At 64.1% G+C, this 15,375-nt stretch carries 14 protein-coding genes; 9 read left to right on the forward strand and 5 right to left on the reverse strand.

Features of this window, described 5'->3' with window-relative positions:
- The first annotated feature begins 292 nt into the window (after window positions 1–292).
- The 6 genes from SSPSH_RS04100 (at window position 293) to SSPSH_RS04125 (ending at window position 5,930) form a co-directional block, all read left to right on the forward strand.
- Window positions 293–1,141, forward strand: a complete 849-nt coding sequence (locus tag SSPSH_RS04100; RefSeq protein ID WP_006913846.1) for a bifunctional allantoicase/(S)-ureidoglycine aminohydrolase — start codon at window positions 293–295, stop codon at window positions 1,139–1,141.
- Entirely contained in the window at window positions 1,138–1,830 is a 693-nt protein-coding gene (locus SSPSH_RS04105) for a GntR family transcriptional regulator (RefSeq protein ID WP_021031395.1), read from the forward strand. The genes SSPSH_RS04100 and SSPSH_RS04105 overlap by 4 nt, the downstream gene beginning before the upstream one ends.
- 38 nt (window positions 1,831–1,868) lie before the next feature.
- Window positions 1,869–2,816 carry an allantoinase PuuE gene (gene puuE, locus SSPSH_RS04110; RefSeq protein ID WP_006913848.1) on the forward strand — a complete coding sequence of 316 codons (948 nt, stop codon included), beginning with the start codon at window positions 1,869–1,871 and terminating at the stop codon, window positions 2,814–2,816.
- A gap of 48 nt (window positions 2,817–2,864) precedes the next feature.
- Complete coding sequence (locus SSPSH_RS04115; RefSeq protein ID WP_006913849.1) at window positions 2,865–3,407, forward strand: ureidoglycolate lyase; 543 nt, start codon at window positions 2,865–2,867, stop codon at window positions 3,405–3,407.
- On the forward strand, window positions 3,404–4,912 hold the full coding sequence (locus SSPSH_RS04120; RefSeq protein ID WP_006913850.1) for an NCS1 family nucleobase:cation symporter-1: 1,509 nt from the start codon (window positions 3,404–3,406) through the stop codon (window positions 4,910–4,912). The genes SSPSH_RS04115 and SSPSH_RS04120 overlap by 4 nt, the downstream gene beginning before the upstream one ends.
- A gap of 295 nt (window positions 4,913–5,207) precedes the next feature.
- Entirely contained in the window at window positions 5,208–5,930 is a 723-nt protein-coding gene (locus tag SSPSH_RS04125; protein WP_006913851.1) for an aspartate/glutamate racemase family protein, read from the forward strand.
- Between the two features lie 25 nt (window positions 5,931–5,955).
- Here the strand turns inward: SSPSH_RS04125 and SSPSH_RS04130 are convergent, their stop codons facing one another.
- Window positions 5,956–6,828 carry a hypothetical protein gene (locus SSPSH_RS04130; protein WP_006913852.1) on the reverse strand — a complete coding sequence of 291 codons (873 nt, stop codon included), beginning with the start codon at window positions 6,826–6,828 and terminating at the stop codon, window positions 5,956–5,958.
- Between the two features lie 160 nt (window positions 6,829–6,988).
- Here SSPSH_RS04130 and SSPSH_RS04135 point away from each other — a divergent pair, with 160 nt between their 5' ends.
- Together SSPSH_RS04135 and SSPSH_RS04140 are read left to right on the forward strand one after the other, a co-directional pair.
- Window positions 6,989–7,492: a hypothetical protein gene (locus SSPSH_RS04135; RefSeq protein WP_006913853.1), complete on the forward strand. Its 504-nt coding sequence runs from the start codon at window positions 6,989–6,991 to the stop codon at window positions 7,490–7,492.
- Window positions 7,489–9,087 (forward strand): WG repeat-containing protein, encoded by a 1,599-nt coding sequence (locus SSPSH_RS04140; protein ID WP_021031396.1) that lies wholly within the window; start codon window positions 7,489–7,491, stop codon window positions 9,085–9,087. The genes SSPSH_RS04135 and SSPSH_RS04140 overlap by 4 nt, the downstream gene beginning before the upstream one ends.
- A 73-nt stretch (window positions 9,088–9,160) precedes the next feature.
- Here the strand turns inward: SSPSH_RS04140 and bla are convergent, their stop codons facing one another.
- Window positions 9,161–10,045 (reverse strand): class A beta-lactamase, encoded by an 885-nt coding sequence (gene bla / locus SSPSH_RS04145; RefSeq protein WP_006913855.1) that lies wholly within the window; start codon window positions 10,043–10,045, stop codon window positions 9,161–9,163.
- 187 nt (window positions 10,046–10,232) lie between these two features.
- On the opposite strand from bla, the gene SSPSH_RS04150 reads away from it, so the two are divergent.
- The gene (locus SSPSH_RS04150) at window positions 10,233–11,396 is read left to right on the forward strand and encodes an acetyl-CoA acetyltransferase (RefSeq protein ID WP_006913856.1); all 1,164 of its coding nucleotides are present in this window, start codon (window positions 10,233–10,235) and stop codon (window positions 11,394–11,396) included.
- 129 nt (window positions 11,397–11,525) lie between these two features.
- On the opposite strand, the gene SSPSH_RS04155 is transcribed toward SSPSH_RS04150, so the two are convergent.
- The 3 genes from SSPSH_RS04155 to SSPSH_RS04165 are packed head-to-tail and all read right to left on the reverse strand — an operon-like array spanning window position 11,526 to window position 15,350.
- The gene (locus SSPSH_RS04155; protein WP_006913857.1) at window positions 11,526–13,802 is read right to left on the reverse strand and encodes a xanthine dehydrogenase family protein molybdopterin-binding subunit; all 2,277 of its coding nucleotides are present in this window, start codon (window positions 13,800–13,802) and stop codon (window positions 11,526–11,528) included.
- On the reverse strand, window positions 13,795–14,856 hold the full coding sequence (locus SSPSH_RS04160; protein ID WP_006913858.1) for an FAD binding domain-containing protein: 1,062 nt from the start codon (window positions 14,854–14,856) through the stop codon (window positions 13,795–13,797). Before SSPSH_RS04160 ends, SSPSH_RS04155 begins: the two co-directional genes overlap by 8 nt.
- On the reverse strand, window positions 14,853–15,350 hold the full coding sequence (locus SSPSH_RS04165) for a (2Fe-2S)-binding protein (protein ID WP_006913859.1): 498 nt from the start codon (window positions 15,348–15,350) through the stop codon (window positions 14,853–14,855). Before SSPSH_RS04165 ends, SSPSH_RS04160 begins: the two co-directional genes overlap by 4 nt.
- Window positions 15,351–15,375 lie beyond the last annotated feature (25 nt).

The following is a 15,375-nucleotide window of genomic DNA, read 5'->3' on the forward strand; positions in this document are numbered from 1 at the left end:
CGCGCTTTCTTCCCAGTTCGCCGGTTAGCCCGCCACTTGCACGATGGCGGCGCTAGCGGCCGCTTCCCGCCCGCTCAAGGTCTTGGTGACCAGGCTTGCATGAAGCTCCGCTTCGACTCCCCGTCCCCGCCCCAAACGGCATGTGAAGCGCGTATGCCGCGCTGCACGAGCGAACCGATATAACGTCTCACCGGTCTGCCTACGACAATTGTCTACTACGCACAAAGCAAATTGTATCCAATTATTATTGTCATTAGGATCCATTCATGTTTATAGCCAGCGATACCCGACGATGACCGACCGCAGCTACGCTTTTCCGCCCGGCGGCTTGCCGCCACAGACCGCTCGCACGGTCGATCGCGCGGTATTCAAAAACGCTTATGCCGTTATTCCGGCCGGCACGATGCGGGATATCGTCACCAGCAAGCTGCCGCACTGGCGCGAGACACGAGCCTGGATTCTGGCCCGGCCGATGACCGGCTTTGCCGAGACCTTTGCCCAGTACGCAATGGAAGTCGGCCCCGGCGGCGGCTGCGATCAGGGCGAGCCGGAAGCGGGCGTGGAAGGCGTGCTGTTCGTGCTTTCGGGCGCCGCCGAGCTGACGCTGGGCGAGGCAACGCACACGTTGCATGCCGGCAGCTATGTGTTCATCGCACCCGATACGAAATGGTCGCTGCACAACAATGGCAACAACCCGCTGCGTTTTCAGTGGATACGCAAGGCCTATGAGCCGGTGGCGGGCATTGCAGCCCCCGCGTCGTTCGTCACCCACGATGACGATGTGGCCCCCGACTACATGCCCGATTGCAACGGCGTGTGGGCGACCAGTCGCTTTGTCGATGCCGACGATCTGTCGCACGACATGCATGTGACGATCGTGACCTTCGAGCCGGGCGGCGTGATTCCGTTTTCGGAAACACATGTGATGGAGCACGGCCTGTACGTGCTCGAAGGCAAGGCGATCTACCAGCTCAACGAGGATTGGGTCGAAGTCGAGGCCGGCGATTTCATGTGGCTGCGCGCCTTCTGCCCACAGGCTTGCTATGCCGCCGGGCCGGGGCGTTTTCGCTATCTGCTCTACAAGGACGTGAACCGGCATCCGCGCATGGACGCACTGGCCCGGCCGGGGACGCGCTCGTGAGCGATAACGAAGACAAGGCACTGCCCATCGATCGCCGGATCGAGGCGGATATTACCCGTGCGATCTACGACCAGCGCATGCCGCCGGGCACGCGGTTGTCCGAAGAACGCCTCGGCGAGCTGTACGAGGTGAGCCGCACGGTGGTGCGCAAGGCATTGTTTCAGTTGTCCAGCCGCAAGCTGGTGGAAATTCGCCCCAACCGCGGCGCCCGTGTGGCCCAGCCCAGCGCGGCCCAAGCCCGCGAGGTGTTCGCTGCCCGCGCCACGCTCGAAGCCGCCATGCTCGAAGAGAGCATGACGCGCCTCACACCAGCCGACATCGCCGCCCTGCGCGACACGCTGGCCCACGATCACGACACGCCAACCGACGAGGCGGACGCGGCCGAGTCGATCGCCGAATCCGGCGACTTCCATCGCGCCCTCGCGCGTCTGCACGGCAATACCGTATTGCAGGAATTTCTCGACGAGCTGATCGGCCAGACGTCGTTGATCATCGCCCTGTACCGCCCACGCGATGCCGCGCTGTGCTCGCACGACGCCCACGACGCGTTGCTCGACGCCATCGAAGCCGGCGATGCCGCCACCGCACGCCGGGCGATGCGCGCGCACCTGATGGCCTGCCTCGACGCCCTCGAACTCGACCCGCCGCAACCCGCCGCGCTGGCCGACATGCTCGGCCGGGCGCGCTGACGCAGCCGCCGAATCACACAGACCAGGACACCGTTGTCATGAGCGAAACCGATACCGCCAACGCCCCCTATCCGCGCGACCTGATCGGCTACGCCGGCCAACCGCCACATGCGCAGTGGCCGGGTAACGCCCGCATCGCGGTGCAGTTCGTCATCAACTACGAAGAAGGCGCTGAGAACAACATCCTCCACGGCGACCCGGCCGCCGAAGCGTTTCTATCCGAAATGGTGGGCACCGAGGCACGCGAAGGCGTGCGCCATATGAGCATGGAATGGCTCTACGAATACGGCAGCCGCGCCGGCTTCTGGCGGCTGTTGCGGTTGTTCACCGAACGCGACCTGACCGCGACGGTATTTGCCGTCGGCATGGCCCTGGAACGCAACCCGCAGGCGGCGCAGGCAATGGTCGATGCCGGCTTTGAAATCGCCTCGCACGGATGGCGCTGGATCGATTATCAATACGTCGACGAGGCCACCGAGCGCGAGCATATCGCCAAGGCCGTCGATGCCATCGAGCGTACGACGGGCCAAACGCCGGTGGGCTGGTATACCGGCCGCTGCGGGCCGAATACGCGCCGGCTGGTAGCCGAACACGGCGGCTTTCTCTACGACGCCGATTCCTACGCCGACGACCTGCCCTACTGGGAAACGGTCAACGGCACGGTGAACGACGAGCCGCACCTGATCGTGCCCTACACGCTCGACACCAACGACATGCGCTTCGTGGCCCCGCAGGGTTTCAACAGCGGTGAGCAGTTCTATACCTATCTAAAAGATGCCTTCGACGTGCTCTACGCCGAGGGCGAAGACGCGCCGAAGATGCTGTCGGTTGGCCTGCATTGTCGCGTCGCCGGACGCCCGGCGCGCGCGGCCGCGCTCGCGCGTTTTCTCGACTACGTGCGCGCCCACGACGATGTCTGGGTGTGTCAGCGCCAGGAGATCGCTCGCCACTGGCGCGCCACGCATCCCTATAACAAGAACACATAAAAGAATCGCTTCAGCGGTTCGCAGAAACACGAGTTCGGAGGAGAACCGATGCCCCACACCACCCGTACCGGCCGGCCTACATTACTGCAGGCCGAGCCGCTGCGCGCCGAGACCTTCGCGCCGTTCGGCGACGTGATCGAATCCACGACTACGCCGAACGCCATCAATCAGGGCATGGGCGAACGCTTCGCCGATCTGGCCACGCTCGAACTCGATGCCGAGGGCGGGCGCCCGACCATCAGCCGTATGCGCTGCCAGCCGGAAACGCTGCCCGTGGATCTGCGCCTGATGGAGCGTCATCCGCTGTCCAGCCAGGCTTTCGTACCGGTCGACGGCCAGCGTTATATCGTCGTCGTCGCACCGGCCGGCGATGTGCCCACGGCCGATACGCTGCGGGCCTTCGTGGCCAACGGCGATCAGGGCATCAACTACCGGCGCGGCGTGTGGCACCACCCGATGATCGCGCTCGATCGTGTCTGCGAATTCCTGGAGGTCCACCGCGCCGGCCCCGAAGCCAACTGCGACGAAGTGCCGCTCGACGCGACCATAGTGGTCGATGTGCCCGAGTCGCTGGCGGGAGGCGATCAATGAGCGATCACACTTCCACAGCGAGCCCGGCCAATACCGACTACACCGGCCGGCCGAGCGACGTGCCCAAGCCCAGCCCGCGGTTGTACAACAACGACCTCGCCCCCGTGCAGCGTGATTTTCGCCCCTGGGGCGCCTATAGCGTGTTTACGCTCTGGGCAAACGATGTGCATAGCCTGGGCAACTACACCTTCGCGATCGGGCTGTTCGCGCTGGGCCTGGGCGCCTGGCAAATCATGACCACCATGCTCATTGGCGCGATCGTGCTGTTCGGCATGCTCACGCTCTCCGGCTTTGTCGGCGAGCGTACGGGCGTGCCCTTTCCGGTGATGAGCCGTATCGCCTTTGGTATCCACGGCGGGCGTATTGCCGCCATTGCCCGCGGCGCCGTGGCCATCGTGTGGTTCGGTATTCAGACATTTCTGGCCGCGGAAGTGCTCAACGTGGTGCTGGTGACGATCGCGCCCGGGCTGGCCTCACTGGAACAGACCCAGGTACTGGGTCTGTCGTTGCTCGGGTGGATATCGTTTTCGGCCCTGTGGCTGTTGCAGGTGGTGATCGTGAGCTATGGCATGGCCATGGTGCGCCGTTATGTATCGCTGGCCGGGCCGGTGATTCTCACCACCATGGCGCTGCTGGCGATCTGGGTGCTCGCCCAGGCCAACTTCACCATGGCGTGGTCGATCGATGAGCCGCTTACCGGTGCCGCGATGTGGCAGAAGATCTTCGCCGGCGCGGGCCTGTGGGTGGTCATCTATGCCACCTTCGCCCTGAATTTCAGCGACTTCACCCGCTGTGCCAAGAGCCGGCGCGCGATCGTGGTGGGCAACCTGGCCGGTATTCCGCTCAACATGATGCTGTTCGCAGCGATCGTGGTCGTGCTCGCCGGCGCCCAGTTTCAAATCGACGGCCAAATCATCCAGAGCCCGGCGGATATTGTGAGCAGCATGGCCCAGCCCTGGCTGCAGATCCCGGCCAGTTTGGCGCTGATCGTGCTCACCGTGGCGGTCAATCTCGTGGCCAACTTCGTGGCCCCGATCTATACCCTGGCCGATATCGCCCCGCGCGCGCTCAACTTCAAACGCGCTGGCGTGATCAGCGCGGTGCTGGGCGCGGTGATTCTGCCCTGGAACCTCTACAACAGCCCGCTGGTGATCGAGTATTTCTTGGGCGGGCTGGGTGCTGTGCTCGGGCCGCTCTTCGGCGTGATCATGGCCGACTACTGGCTGCTGCGCCGCGAGCGCGTGAATGTGCCGGACCTCTACAGCGAACGCCCGGACGGCGACTACCACTACACCGGCGGCGTCCATCGGCGCGCTTTCGCCGCGCTGATCCCGGCTGCCATCGTCGGCGTGGTGATCGCCCTCGTGCCCGCGTTTGAAAGCGTGGCCGGTTTTTCGTGGTTCTTCGGCGCGGCAATCGCGGCCGTGCTGTATCTGCTGATCGTACCGCGCGGCCAGCGCTTCAACGACGTGAGCGGCGCGGGCATTTCGCGCCCCGGTATCTGAGGAACCTCTGATCTATTCATGCACGGTCGCGCCGGAGTCTTTTGCGCGCGACCAACGAGCATCCGCGAGCCGCAGTTTGCTGATTGCAAATAAACAAGAATGCGCGCCGCTCAGGCGCGCGCAAAAGCCCTGCCGCAGGGCGGTTTGGCCCAAAAGGCCCCGCTACGGCGTTGCATGGCTTGGTCATAGAATGGCTATGACGCGGCGCCATGCGCCTTGTATCGAGGCCTTTTGGGACACAAACGCGAACCGTGTATGAACAGATCAGAGGCTCCCTAACTTAAAAGAGCATTGCATGCGAATTCTCATCGCCAACGTCAACACCACCGCTTCCATGACCGATGCCATCGCCGCCCAGGCGCGGCGCGTGGCCGCCCCCGGCACCGAAATCGTCGCGCTCACGCCGGCCTTTGGCGCCGAATCGGTCGAAGGCAACTATGAAAGCTATGTGGCCGCGGTCGCGGTAATGGAAACCATTCGTGCCTACGAGGGCGAATACGATGCCATCATCCAGGCCGGCTACGGCGAGCACGGCCGCGAAGGTCTACAGGAGCTGTTCGACGTGCCGGTGGTGGATATAACTGAAGCCGCCGCGGCGAGCGCGATGTTCGTCGGCCACAAGTATTCGGTGGTCACCACCCTCGACCGGGCCGTACCGCTGATCGAAGACCGCCTGCTGCTGGCCGGCCTCGATCGCCGCTGTGCCTCGGTACGCGCCAGCGGACTGGCCGTGCTCGATCTCGAACGCGACCCCGACGCCGCTATCGAGCGTATCGTCGAACAGGCCGTGGCCGCCGTGGAAGAGGACCGGGCCGAGGCGATCTGTCTGGGCTGTGGCGGCATGTCGGGGCTCACCCAGCGGGTGATCGAACGGACCGGCGTGCCGGTGATCGACGGCGTGGCCGCCGCCGTGTGTCTGGCCGAAGGGCTGGTCCGCCAGGGCCTGAGCACCTCCAAGAGCCGCACCTATGCGCCGCCGCGGCCCAAGCAGTTCAAGAACTGGCCGCCGCGCAGCTGAGCACGTGTTTGATGTCGTACAGGCGTTAGCCGCTTTCGGCGAAATCCAGTTCGGCATCGACCACGCGATCGAACGTCCAGCCGATGTCGAAAGAAAACGGACGGCCGGTTTCGGCGACACGTTTGTTGCACTCGTCGTGACTGCCGCTCGAAGCCATGCCGCCGCGGCCCGGCCCCATGTCGATGGCATCACCGATGACGCCAAAATCCAGTCTTACATGGTGCAGCGTGGGCGAGACGCCGAAACCGGTGCCATGGGATTGGCTCACCTCGAAGCGATCCGATGTAAAGGCCTCGTGCAAGGGCGCATACTCGAAATCGATCGCATGTTTTCTGGCCGCGGCATCGAAGGTGTCGAAATCGACTGGTAGTGGTGGCTCGAATTCGAGCCGGACGATGCAGTGCGTCGGATTATTGGTGGCCGGCATCTCGATGCCATAGCGGTATTGCTTGAAATAGATCAGCGATGCGCCGCCATGGCCTAGCGCTACCTGACTGGTGTCGCCGTCCACCGTGATTCCAGGCGGCCAGTTTTCGCGTGCGTCGTGCAGCTCGTCGAAGATATCTCGTATCGACTGACGCTGACTGGCGTCGAGATCGTCGACGAAGGTCAGTCGCATGCGATAGCGATGCTTGTAGAACGTCGTGCCCGGGTTGTTCTTGCTCTCGTACGGGATTTCCTGCGGCTCCATCGATTCGAGCCGCAGCTCGCCGAATTGGCCGAACCGCTCGTCGACGGAAACCCTGAGGCTTGCGGGAATCGGCCGCATGCCGCCGTTGAGCGGATCGCTTTCGCCGAACTCGAGTACGGCCGTGCCGCCGTCGCTACAACCTGAAAGCGGACTTATACCGGCGACGACAAAAAGCGCACAGCCGATACGAACCGAAGATGAGGGCAAGCGCTGAAACTCCTTGTCGGCATTGCCAGCTCATCTTACGCGAAAAACACAAGCGCATGATATTGAAGAACTTTGAGCATAAAATTGTCCACGATCGATCGTGGCGAGGGGACGGCGTAGTCGGGCAGACTATGCAGCGACCCCGCCCGCCTGGTGCCACATGACAATTGACCACCACCCGGCTCGGGATCATTCACTGCACCGACGCTCGGGTAATCGGGGCCTACTGGGCCCGATCTGGGCCGGCACCTGGCGATTCGCCCTGGCTGGACCGCCGGTCGGCACGGCTCTGTTGGTGCTGCCGATGCTCGCGGCGTCGGCGTCGGCGTTGGACATGCCGGTTAGCTTAGATGAGGTAATCGGCAGCTGGCTGTTCTTCTCGATATTCGCCTATTTCTTTGCCGGCCCCTCGGCGGCCATGGCCGGTGCTTTGTACGGCTGGATGAAATATCACAGCGGCCATCGCAGCCGATGGGGTATTGGCGCGCTTGCCGGCACGCTGGGCTGGCTGCTCCAGGTCGCAGCCATAGCGCTATGGACCCCGGACGTAGAGAACATACAAGCCGTCGTCTTCACCCCGATCGCGCTGGCGTCGGGCGCCCTCTGTGGGCGTTTGTTCGAGCCTGCCTCTTCGGCGGCGAAAGACAGCACCGTGCCGCGATGACGACAACGCCTACGTCTGTTCGCAGCCGGCGTCGCCTGCTGACCCGTACGGTACTGCTCGCATTGCTGGCGCTTGCTCTGGCCGCGTGTAGCACGCCTGACGACAAGGCACCCGATACTCGGATGGTGCCGTGGCGCGGCGCCGACGGGCAGTTCGGCTTCTCGACCCGCGACGAACAACTACTCATCGAGCCGCGCTTTCAAACAGCCCGACCCGGCAACCACGGTTTTGCGCCCGTCGCCACCGCCAAGGATCGCTGGGGGCTGGTCGACGCCCACGGCCATATGGCACTGGATTTCGACTATGCCGCCATGGAGTTCATCGACACGCCGTATGCCGCGCTCGTCGTGACCAAGACGGAATACAACGCCTGGTGGCGCGTCTGGGAATGGCGCCTCTGGCCGGAATTCAACATTCTGAGCACATCGCATAACGGGCCGACACTGACCACCCGAGTGCCGCGCGCCGTCTGGCGGGTATACGACCCCGCCACGGGCGAAACGCTCTATGAAAGCGACCGCCCCGACGACAAAAAGGGCGGTGCCGATAGCCAGTACTGGCGCGATGACTGGGAACCCGAGCGCCATCGCCCCCGCGACCTACGGATCGACCATTGGCCGGACGGTGCGGTGGTGATCGACAACACCCTCTATGCCGACAGCGGCACCGGCCGTTTGAGCGCCGTCGCGCACGATATTCGCGACCGCCTCGCCGGCGGTGATTTTCTGCAGCGTATCGATGACAAACGCCACCGCCGCACCGACGCCAACGGCCAAGCAACCGATGCGCCTGTCTATACCGAACGCTACGGCGTGCCATTCGAAACCGAAGACGGCGAATCGATCACCGTGCCGCGTTCAAACGTCTTCGAAGACGAGGCCGGCCGGTTCTATCTGTTCCCCGACCTGTCGCACCCACTTCCGACCACGCTGGCTGACTACCGATTCGCGGACGGCACACGCCTCGCGGCACGGGATTTCGCCGGCACGAACGTAGCCACGTTCATGCCCGTGCCGAACAGTCCTTGGTTTGCACTCGTCTCGCGAGTGACGCGCACCGGCCAGACCGAGCCCGGCAAGACGCTCACGTTCCTGTTCGACGGCGACGGCCGCTGGTGCGAAGGTTTCTATTGCATGCTCGCCGACGGGCGCATGCTGTTTCGCTATACCGAGCCCTATGGCGTGCTCGCGCCCAACCTGACGTTCGAGCCGCTGCCCATGGCCGCCATGGGGCGCGGCGCGCTCGGCCCGCACCGCTACGCAGGCACGGATAGCAAGGACCGCAAGGGCGTCTACGACAGCGAAAACCGCCGCTCGGTGTTTCGAGCGGCGAACATCGCGATCGACAGCCTGCCGTTGGCCCCTGGCCGCGTCGGCTACCGAGCCAAGAACAGCGAGGGCAAGTCTGTCGGCGCCGGTCTGCTCGACAGTGAGACCGGCTACGTCGCGGTGCCGCCCATATACGGCTATATCAAAGACGATGGCCACGTGCTGTTCGATCCTGACGACGGCGAACCCATGCACTTCTATATCGATTTGCAAAGCGGACGCGAATATCGTGACGGCGCTGCGCAGCGGCCTGCCGACGAGTCTTAGTCATGCTCCATGTCTGACCATCGGTTTCCAGTAACACGCTCGTACATCCATGGCGGATTTCAGCGATACGCGCTCATCCGATGCCATGCCAGCGCGCCGCAACGGCGCCTACGTCGGCCAGGACACGATCGCGCTGTGCTTTCGACGCACTTGAGCCCGTGTAGTACGTCGCAATCAGTACCGGCGCGCCGCCTTCGGGCCAGGTGATGGCAATATCATTGGCCGTGTTGTTGCCGCCGGAGCCGGTCTTGTCGCCGATACGCCAGCTTTCGCTCAGGCCGGCGCGCAAACGGTTGTCGCCGGTTTCATTGGCTTCGAGCCGTGCAATGAGCTGATCGCGCGAGGACGAAGTAAGACGATCGCCCAGCAGAATCTTCTGCATGAGCCCCACCATCGCTCGCGGCGTGGTGCTGTCGTGCGGGTTGCCGGGCGTATATTCGTTAAGCGCTGTTTCGTAACGATCCAGACGGGTCACGTCATCGCCGAGTGAACGCATGAAGGCAGTCAGCGCCTTGGGGCCACCCAGGCTTTGAAGCATGAGATTGCCGGCGGTGTTGTCGCTCAACGTGATTGCGGCACGACAGATCGCGCCCAGCGTCATGCCGGTGCCGGCATGCTTTTCGGTTTCGGGCGAATAGGTCACGAGGTCGGCCGTGGCGTAGTCGATATGCCGGTCGAGAGACTCCTCGCCCGCGTCCACACGCGACAGGATCATCGCCGCGGCGACAACCTTGAACGTGCTGCACAACAGAAAGCGCTCATCGCCGCGCTGGGCGATATATCGATCGCTGCCGGTATCGAGCACGCAAACGCCAAGGCGACCGCCATGACGCTTTTCGAGCTTGTGCATCGTGGCCGCAAAATCGTCAGCCTCGCGGGCAAGAACTGCGGGCATACCGAGCACTGATAGCGCGGCACCCGCAGTGAGTTGTTTGAGAATACGACGACGCGTGGTCACGAGACAGATCCAGGACAAAAGCGGGGCGGGATCATAGCAGCGGCGCTTGCGCGCATCGCCAACGGTTGTCGAAGCCCGGTTCGAGCAAAGCTCGCTTCGCGGTTGCGTAATTCTCACGGCACTCGTACAACGGTCGGGATAAGCGCCCCGATTTTGGCGCCTACCTCTTCAACCCGAGAAATACGATATGAGCAATACCGTGGCAATCGTCGGCAGCGGCCATACGAAGTTCGGCCGGCTCGAAGACAACCTGGAAGCGCTGATCGTTGCCGCCACGCGCGAAGCAGTAGAAGAATCCGGCCTCGCCCCCGAGCAGATCGATGCGGTATTTCTCGGCCACTTCAATTCCGGCATGGTCACCGACGGCTTTGCCTCGTCGCTGATTCATCAGGCCTATCCGGAGCTGCGCTTCAAGCCGGCCATGCGCGCCGAAAACGCCTGTGCCTCCGGCTCGGCTGCCATCCATGCGGGCATGAACACCATTCTCGCCGGCAAGGCCCAGACCGTGCTGGTGGTCGGCGCCGAAAAAATGACCCATCGCCCCACTGCCGATGTGACCACGGCTCTGGCTGGCGCGGGCTATCAGAACGACGACGATGAAAAGATCCTGAGCTTTCCGCAGGTGTTCGGCGTGGCCGCGCAGCAGTACGCCGAGCGCTATGCCAGCCCGCTCGATGCCATGGCCCATATCGCGGCCAAGAATCACCACAACGCCATGCGTAATCCGCTGGCGCATATGCAGAAGGCATTCTCCTTTGACGCGTGCAGCCAGGTCAGCGACAAGAACCCCGAAATCGCGCCGCCGCTACGCCTGACCGATTGCTCACTGGTCACCGACGGTGCCGCCGCGATCGTGCTCACCGCCGAAGACAACGCCGCGAACTTCCAAAACGCCGCCCGTTTTCGCTCGGCCGTGCACGTGAGCGATTTCCTGCCCATGGGCCGTCGTGACTTCGTGGCCTTCGAAGGCCCCGAACGCGCATTCGCGATGGCACTCGAACAGGCCGGCGTCACAGTCGACGATATCGACTTCGCCGAAGTCCACGACTGTTTCACCATCGCCGAACTGCTCACCTACGAAGCCATGGGCCTCGCGCCCAAGGGCCAGGGCGCACGGGCGATCGAGGACGGCAGCGTCTATCGCGACGGCCGCCTGCCGGTGAATCTCTCTGGCGGGCTCAAAGCCAAGGGCCACCCGGTCGGCGCGACCGGCGTATCCATGCATGCGATCGCCTATCGCCAGCTCACCGGCCAGGCCGGCGAGCTCCAGCTGCCCAACGCCAAGCTGGGGCTGATTTTCAATATGGGCGGTGCGGCCGTAGCGAACTACGTTTCCGTGTTGGAGGCGTAAAGGGGCCGGCCCTCAGCGTCGCGCGCTCGCCAACCCGTTTTTGACGGCCGCTCGGCGAGCTGTTCCAGTCCGTCTAAAAACGCTTGCACAGGCAAGGCGGCAACAAGCCGCCCTGCCTTTATGGCTACATCAGTCTGCGGTCGCCGGCTCAGCGATCATATCGGCCACACCGATGGGGAACCGGCGGACGCGTTTGCTGGTGGCATGCCAAACGGCATTGGCGATGGCGCCGGCCGTGCCGGTGACCGCGATTTCGCCGACACCCTTAATGCCAAGCACGTTCACGTGCGGGTCGTCTTCGTTGACGATCAGGGCTTCGATATTCGCGACATCGGCATTGGTCGGCACATGATATTCGCCCAGATTGGCGTTCATGATGCGGCCGGTGCGCGGGTCAGTTTCGGCTTTTTCGTGCAGCGCGAACCCCAGGCCCCAGATCATGCCGCCAAAGAACTGACTTTCGACCATACGCGGGTTGATCACGCGGCCCGCGGCGAATGCGCCGACCATGCGTGTGACGCGCATCTGGCCCAAATCGGGGTCGACCTTGACCTCGGCAAACACCGCGCCATGCGCATGCATGGCATAGCGTTCGCCCACATCGGCATCGGCGCGCCCGCGGCCATGGCCTTCGAGTTCGCGAAGCCCGGCACGCCGCAGAATATCGGCATAGCCTTCGCTGCGGGCCCCGTCGTCCACGGCCTGCAGCCGGCCCCAGCGGGCTTCAACCTGATCGGCGGCCAGACCGTGTAGCGGCGAGTCCGTATCGGCAACGGCCATGTCGATGAGCCGGGCAATGGCATTGCGCCCGGCCGCGTCGATGGCGTTGCCCACAGTCGCGGTATGACCCGAACCGCCGGCGACACCGCCGTCCGGCAGGTCGGACGTACCAGCACGAAACACGGTCTGATCGAGTTCGAGTTTGAGGCTGTCCGCTGCAATCTGGGCAAGCGCGGTCCAGGCGCCCTGGCCCATGTCCTGGGCACCGGTTTCCATCACGCCGGTGCCGTCGGCACGGATGATCGCGCGGGCTTCCGCTTCGAACATGATGACCGGGAACGTCGCCGTCCCCAGGCCCCAGCCCACGAGCAGGCCGTTCTCGTCGCGCATCGAGCGCGGCGCCAGTACGCGCTTTGCCCAGCCGAAGCGTTCTGCGCCCTGGGCATAGCAGTCGTAGAGCCGCTTGGAGGAAAACGGCTTGCCGGAGATCGGCTCGACGTCGGCATAGTTGGCCAGCCGGAAGGCCAGCGGGTCCATGCCACAGGCATGGGCGGCTTCGTCGATCGCGGATTCCAGCGCGACCGAGCCACTGGCTTCGCCGGGCCCACGCATGAACATGGGCGTACCGGTATGCACGCGCACGGCGTCGTGCGTGGTCGAGATCGCCAGGCTGGCATAAAGCGTATGTGAAATATTCGCTGACGGCTCGAAGAACTCGTCGAACATCGATGAAGTGGTACGGGCATGGTGCGACAACGCGGTGAGTTTGCCGGCGTCGTCCATGCCCAGACGCAAGGTCTGGCTTGTCGGCGCGCGATGGCCGAGCGGGCCGTACATCTGCGGCCGGGTCGGCACCAGCTTGACCGGACGACCGACCATTTTCGCGGCCAGAATCCCCAGAACCTGCGGGCTCATCAGCGCGCCCTTGCAGCCGAAACCGCCGCCCAGATAAGGGCTGCGGATGAGCACGTCGTCTGCATCGATACCGAACAGCCCGGCCAAGCGACCGCGCGCAATCGTCATCGCCTGGCTGGGCGTATCGACAATGAGCTTATCGCCTTCCCAGGCTGCGACCACCGCATGCGGTTCCATGGGGTTGTGATACTGCGCCGGCGTTTCATAGGTCGAATCGACCCGATGGCTGCCTTGGGCCAGACCCGCGTCGATATCGCCGACATGGCTTTCAGCCGGCGCGCCGGGGCCGACCGCTTCGGGCACGAACGCCTCGCTATCGGCGTGCATATCGAGCTGCGCCGGCTCGACGTCGTACCGCGGTGCCAGCAACGCGGCGCCCTCGGTCGCAGCCTCGAAGGTTTCGGCAATCACCACGGCGATGGGCTGATTGGCGTAGCGCACGCGATCGCTTTGCAACAGGTCGAGCCGGAACATGAACGGGTTGTCGCGATCGTCGGGGTTCTTGGCCAGTGCCGGGCGATTCTCCGGCGTCATGACTTCAACCACACCCGGGTGCGCTTTGGCCGCCGCTACGTCGAGCGCGCGCACGCGGCCGTTGGCGATGGTCGCTACTGCCATGACGGCATGCAGCATGTCCTTCGGATGATTGTCGGCGGCATACGTGGCGGCGCCAGTGACCTTGGCCACGCCGTCGCGGCGCTTGACCGGCTGGCCGATGCTGGCTTGTTGGCGCTGACGCGCCGGGGCGGTGATGGGGACGAACTCAGACATGGGCGAGCTCTCCAGTGGCAGTGGCGAAAGGCGCGCCGGGCAGGGCCGGCAATTCGCGCGGGGTGCCGGCAGCCGCACGAGCCAGTACGCGCGCAACGGCATTCTGGGCCAGCGGGATCTTGTAGGCGTTATCGCCCGAGGGCGCTGCACCGGCCAAAGCGGCCCGCCCCGCGGCAGCGAATGCTTCGATGCCGATCTGAGAACCGATCAGCCCGGCCTCGGCGTCATACGCGCGCCATGGTTTGGCGGCGATGCTGCCCATCGCGATACGCGCGTCGGTAATCGTGCCGTTATCGTCGATCTTGAGTGCAGCAGCAGCCGAAACCAGGGCAAAGGCATAAGAAGTCCGCTCACGCACTTTCAAATAACGCGAATGCCATGCAAATGCCGCGGCTTCTTTAGGCAGGCGAACGCCGACGATGAGTTCGCCGGGCGCAAGCCGGGTTTCCTGGTGCGGCGTGTCGCCCGGCAACCGATGGAAATCGGTGAGCGCGACTTCACGCTGGCCTTCGCGACCTGCAATTTCGACCACGGCATCAAGCGCGGCCAGCGCCACACAGAAATCGGAGGGCTGGGTGGCGATACAGGCGTCGCTGAAGCCAAGCACCGCATGATTACTGTTCAGGCCATCGCGTGCATCGCAGCCGGCGCCGGGCACGCGTTTGTTGCAGGCACTAGCCGGGTCGTAGAAATAGGCACAGCGCGTGCGCTGCAGCAGATTGCCGCCGACAGTAGCGGCATTGCGCAGTTGCGGCGACGCGCCGGCAAGCAAGGCTTCGGCCACGGCCGGGAAGTCGTGGGCGAACTCGTCGTCGTAGGCCAGACCGGCATTTTTTACCAGCGCGCCGATGCGTGCGCCGCCGCCCTCGTCGCGTTCGATCCTGTTCAGTGCCGGCAGGTGCGTGATATCCACCAGCCGCGCCGGCTTGATCGCCCCGCCCTTCATCAGATCGAGCAGGTTGGTGCCGCCGGCCAGATATGTCGCGCCGGGCTCGCTCGCGGCGGCGACGGCGTCTTCGATAGTCGTCGGGCGAACGTAGTCGAAGTGATTCATGCCACACCCCGCTCGGACTCGCGCGCCGTGAGGCGTTCGGCGTCAAGCACGGCCTCGACGATGCCGGCGTAGGCGCCGCAGCGACACAGATTGCCGCTCATCTGCTCGCGCACGCGTTCCGGGTCGCCGTGAACGCGTGCTTCGCGCAACAGGCCGATCGCGCTCATGATCTGCCCCGGCGTGCAGAAACCGCACTGAAAGCCGTCGTGATCGATAAAGGCCTGCTGAACCGGATGCAGTTCGGGGCCATCGGCCACGCCTTCGATCGTTTCGACGCTCGCACCCTCCAGGCTGGCCGCGAGCGTTAGGCAGGCGTTCACGCGCCGGCCGTCGACCAGCACGGTGCAGGCACCGCACTGGCCGCGGTCGCAGCCTTTTTTGGTGCCGGTGAGCTCAAGGCGCTCGCGCAGCAGATCGAGCAACGTGATACGCGGATCGTCCAGTTCAATCGCGCGCGATTCGCCGTTAAGCGTTATTTGAATAGCCAGCGACATGCGCAGCCTCCGGTAAGATGACGGG

Source organism: Salinisphaera shabanensis E1L3A, from assembly GCF_000215955.2.
Classification (GTDB): Bacteria; Pseudomonadota; Gammaproteobacteria; order Nevskiales; family Salinisphaeraceae; genus Salinisphaera; species Salinisphaera shabanensis.

Excerpts from the sequence above, each read along its gene's own strand:
- SSPSH_RS04100 (WP_006913846.1), top strand. The coding sequence starts at position 293 with ATGACCGACCGCAGCTACGCTTTTCCGCCCGGCGGCTTGCCGCCACAG.
- puuE (WP_006913848.1), top strand. The coding sequence starts at position 1,869 with ATGAGCGAAACCGATACCGCCAACGCCCCCTATCCGCGCGACCTGATC.
- SSPSH_RS04115 (WP_006913849.1), top strand. The coding sequence starts at position 2,865 with ATGCCCCACACCACCCGTACCGGCCGGCCTACATTACTGCAGGCCGAG.
- SSPSH_RS04120 (WP_006913850.1), top strand. The coding sequence starts at position 3,404 with ATGAGCGATCACACTTCCACAGCGAGCCCGGCCAATACCGACTACACC.
- SSPSH_RS04125 (WP_006913851.1), top strand. The coding sequence starts at position 5,208 with ATGCGAATTCTCATCGCCAACGTCAACACCACCGCTTCCATGACCGAT.
- SSPSH_RS04135 (WP_006913853.1), top strand. The coding sequence starts at position 6,989 with ATGACAATTGACCACCACCCGGCTCGGGATCATTCACTGCACCGACGC.
- SSPSH_RS04140 (WP_021031396.1), top strand. The coding sequence starts at position 7,489 with ATGACGACAACGCCTACGTCTGTTCGCAGCCGGCGTCGCCTGCTGACC.
- SSPSH_RS04150 (WP_006913856.1), top strand. The coding sequence starts at position 10,233 with ATGAGCAATACCGTGGCAATCGTCGGCAGCGGCCATACGAAGTTCGGC.
- SSPSH_RS04155 (WP_006913857.1), bottom strand. The coding sequence starts at position 13,802 with ATGTCTGAGTTCGTCCCCATCACCGCCCCGGCGCGTCAGCGCCAACAA.
- SSPSH_RS04160 (WP_006913858.1), bottom strand. The coding sequence starts at position 14,856 with ATGAATCACTTCGACTACGTTCGCCCGACGACTATCGAAGACGCCGTC.
- SSPSH_RS04165 (WP_006913859.1), bottom strand. The coding sequence starts at position 15,350 with ATGTCGCTGGCTATTCAAATAACGCTTAACGGCGAATCGCGCGCGATT.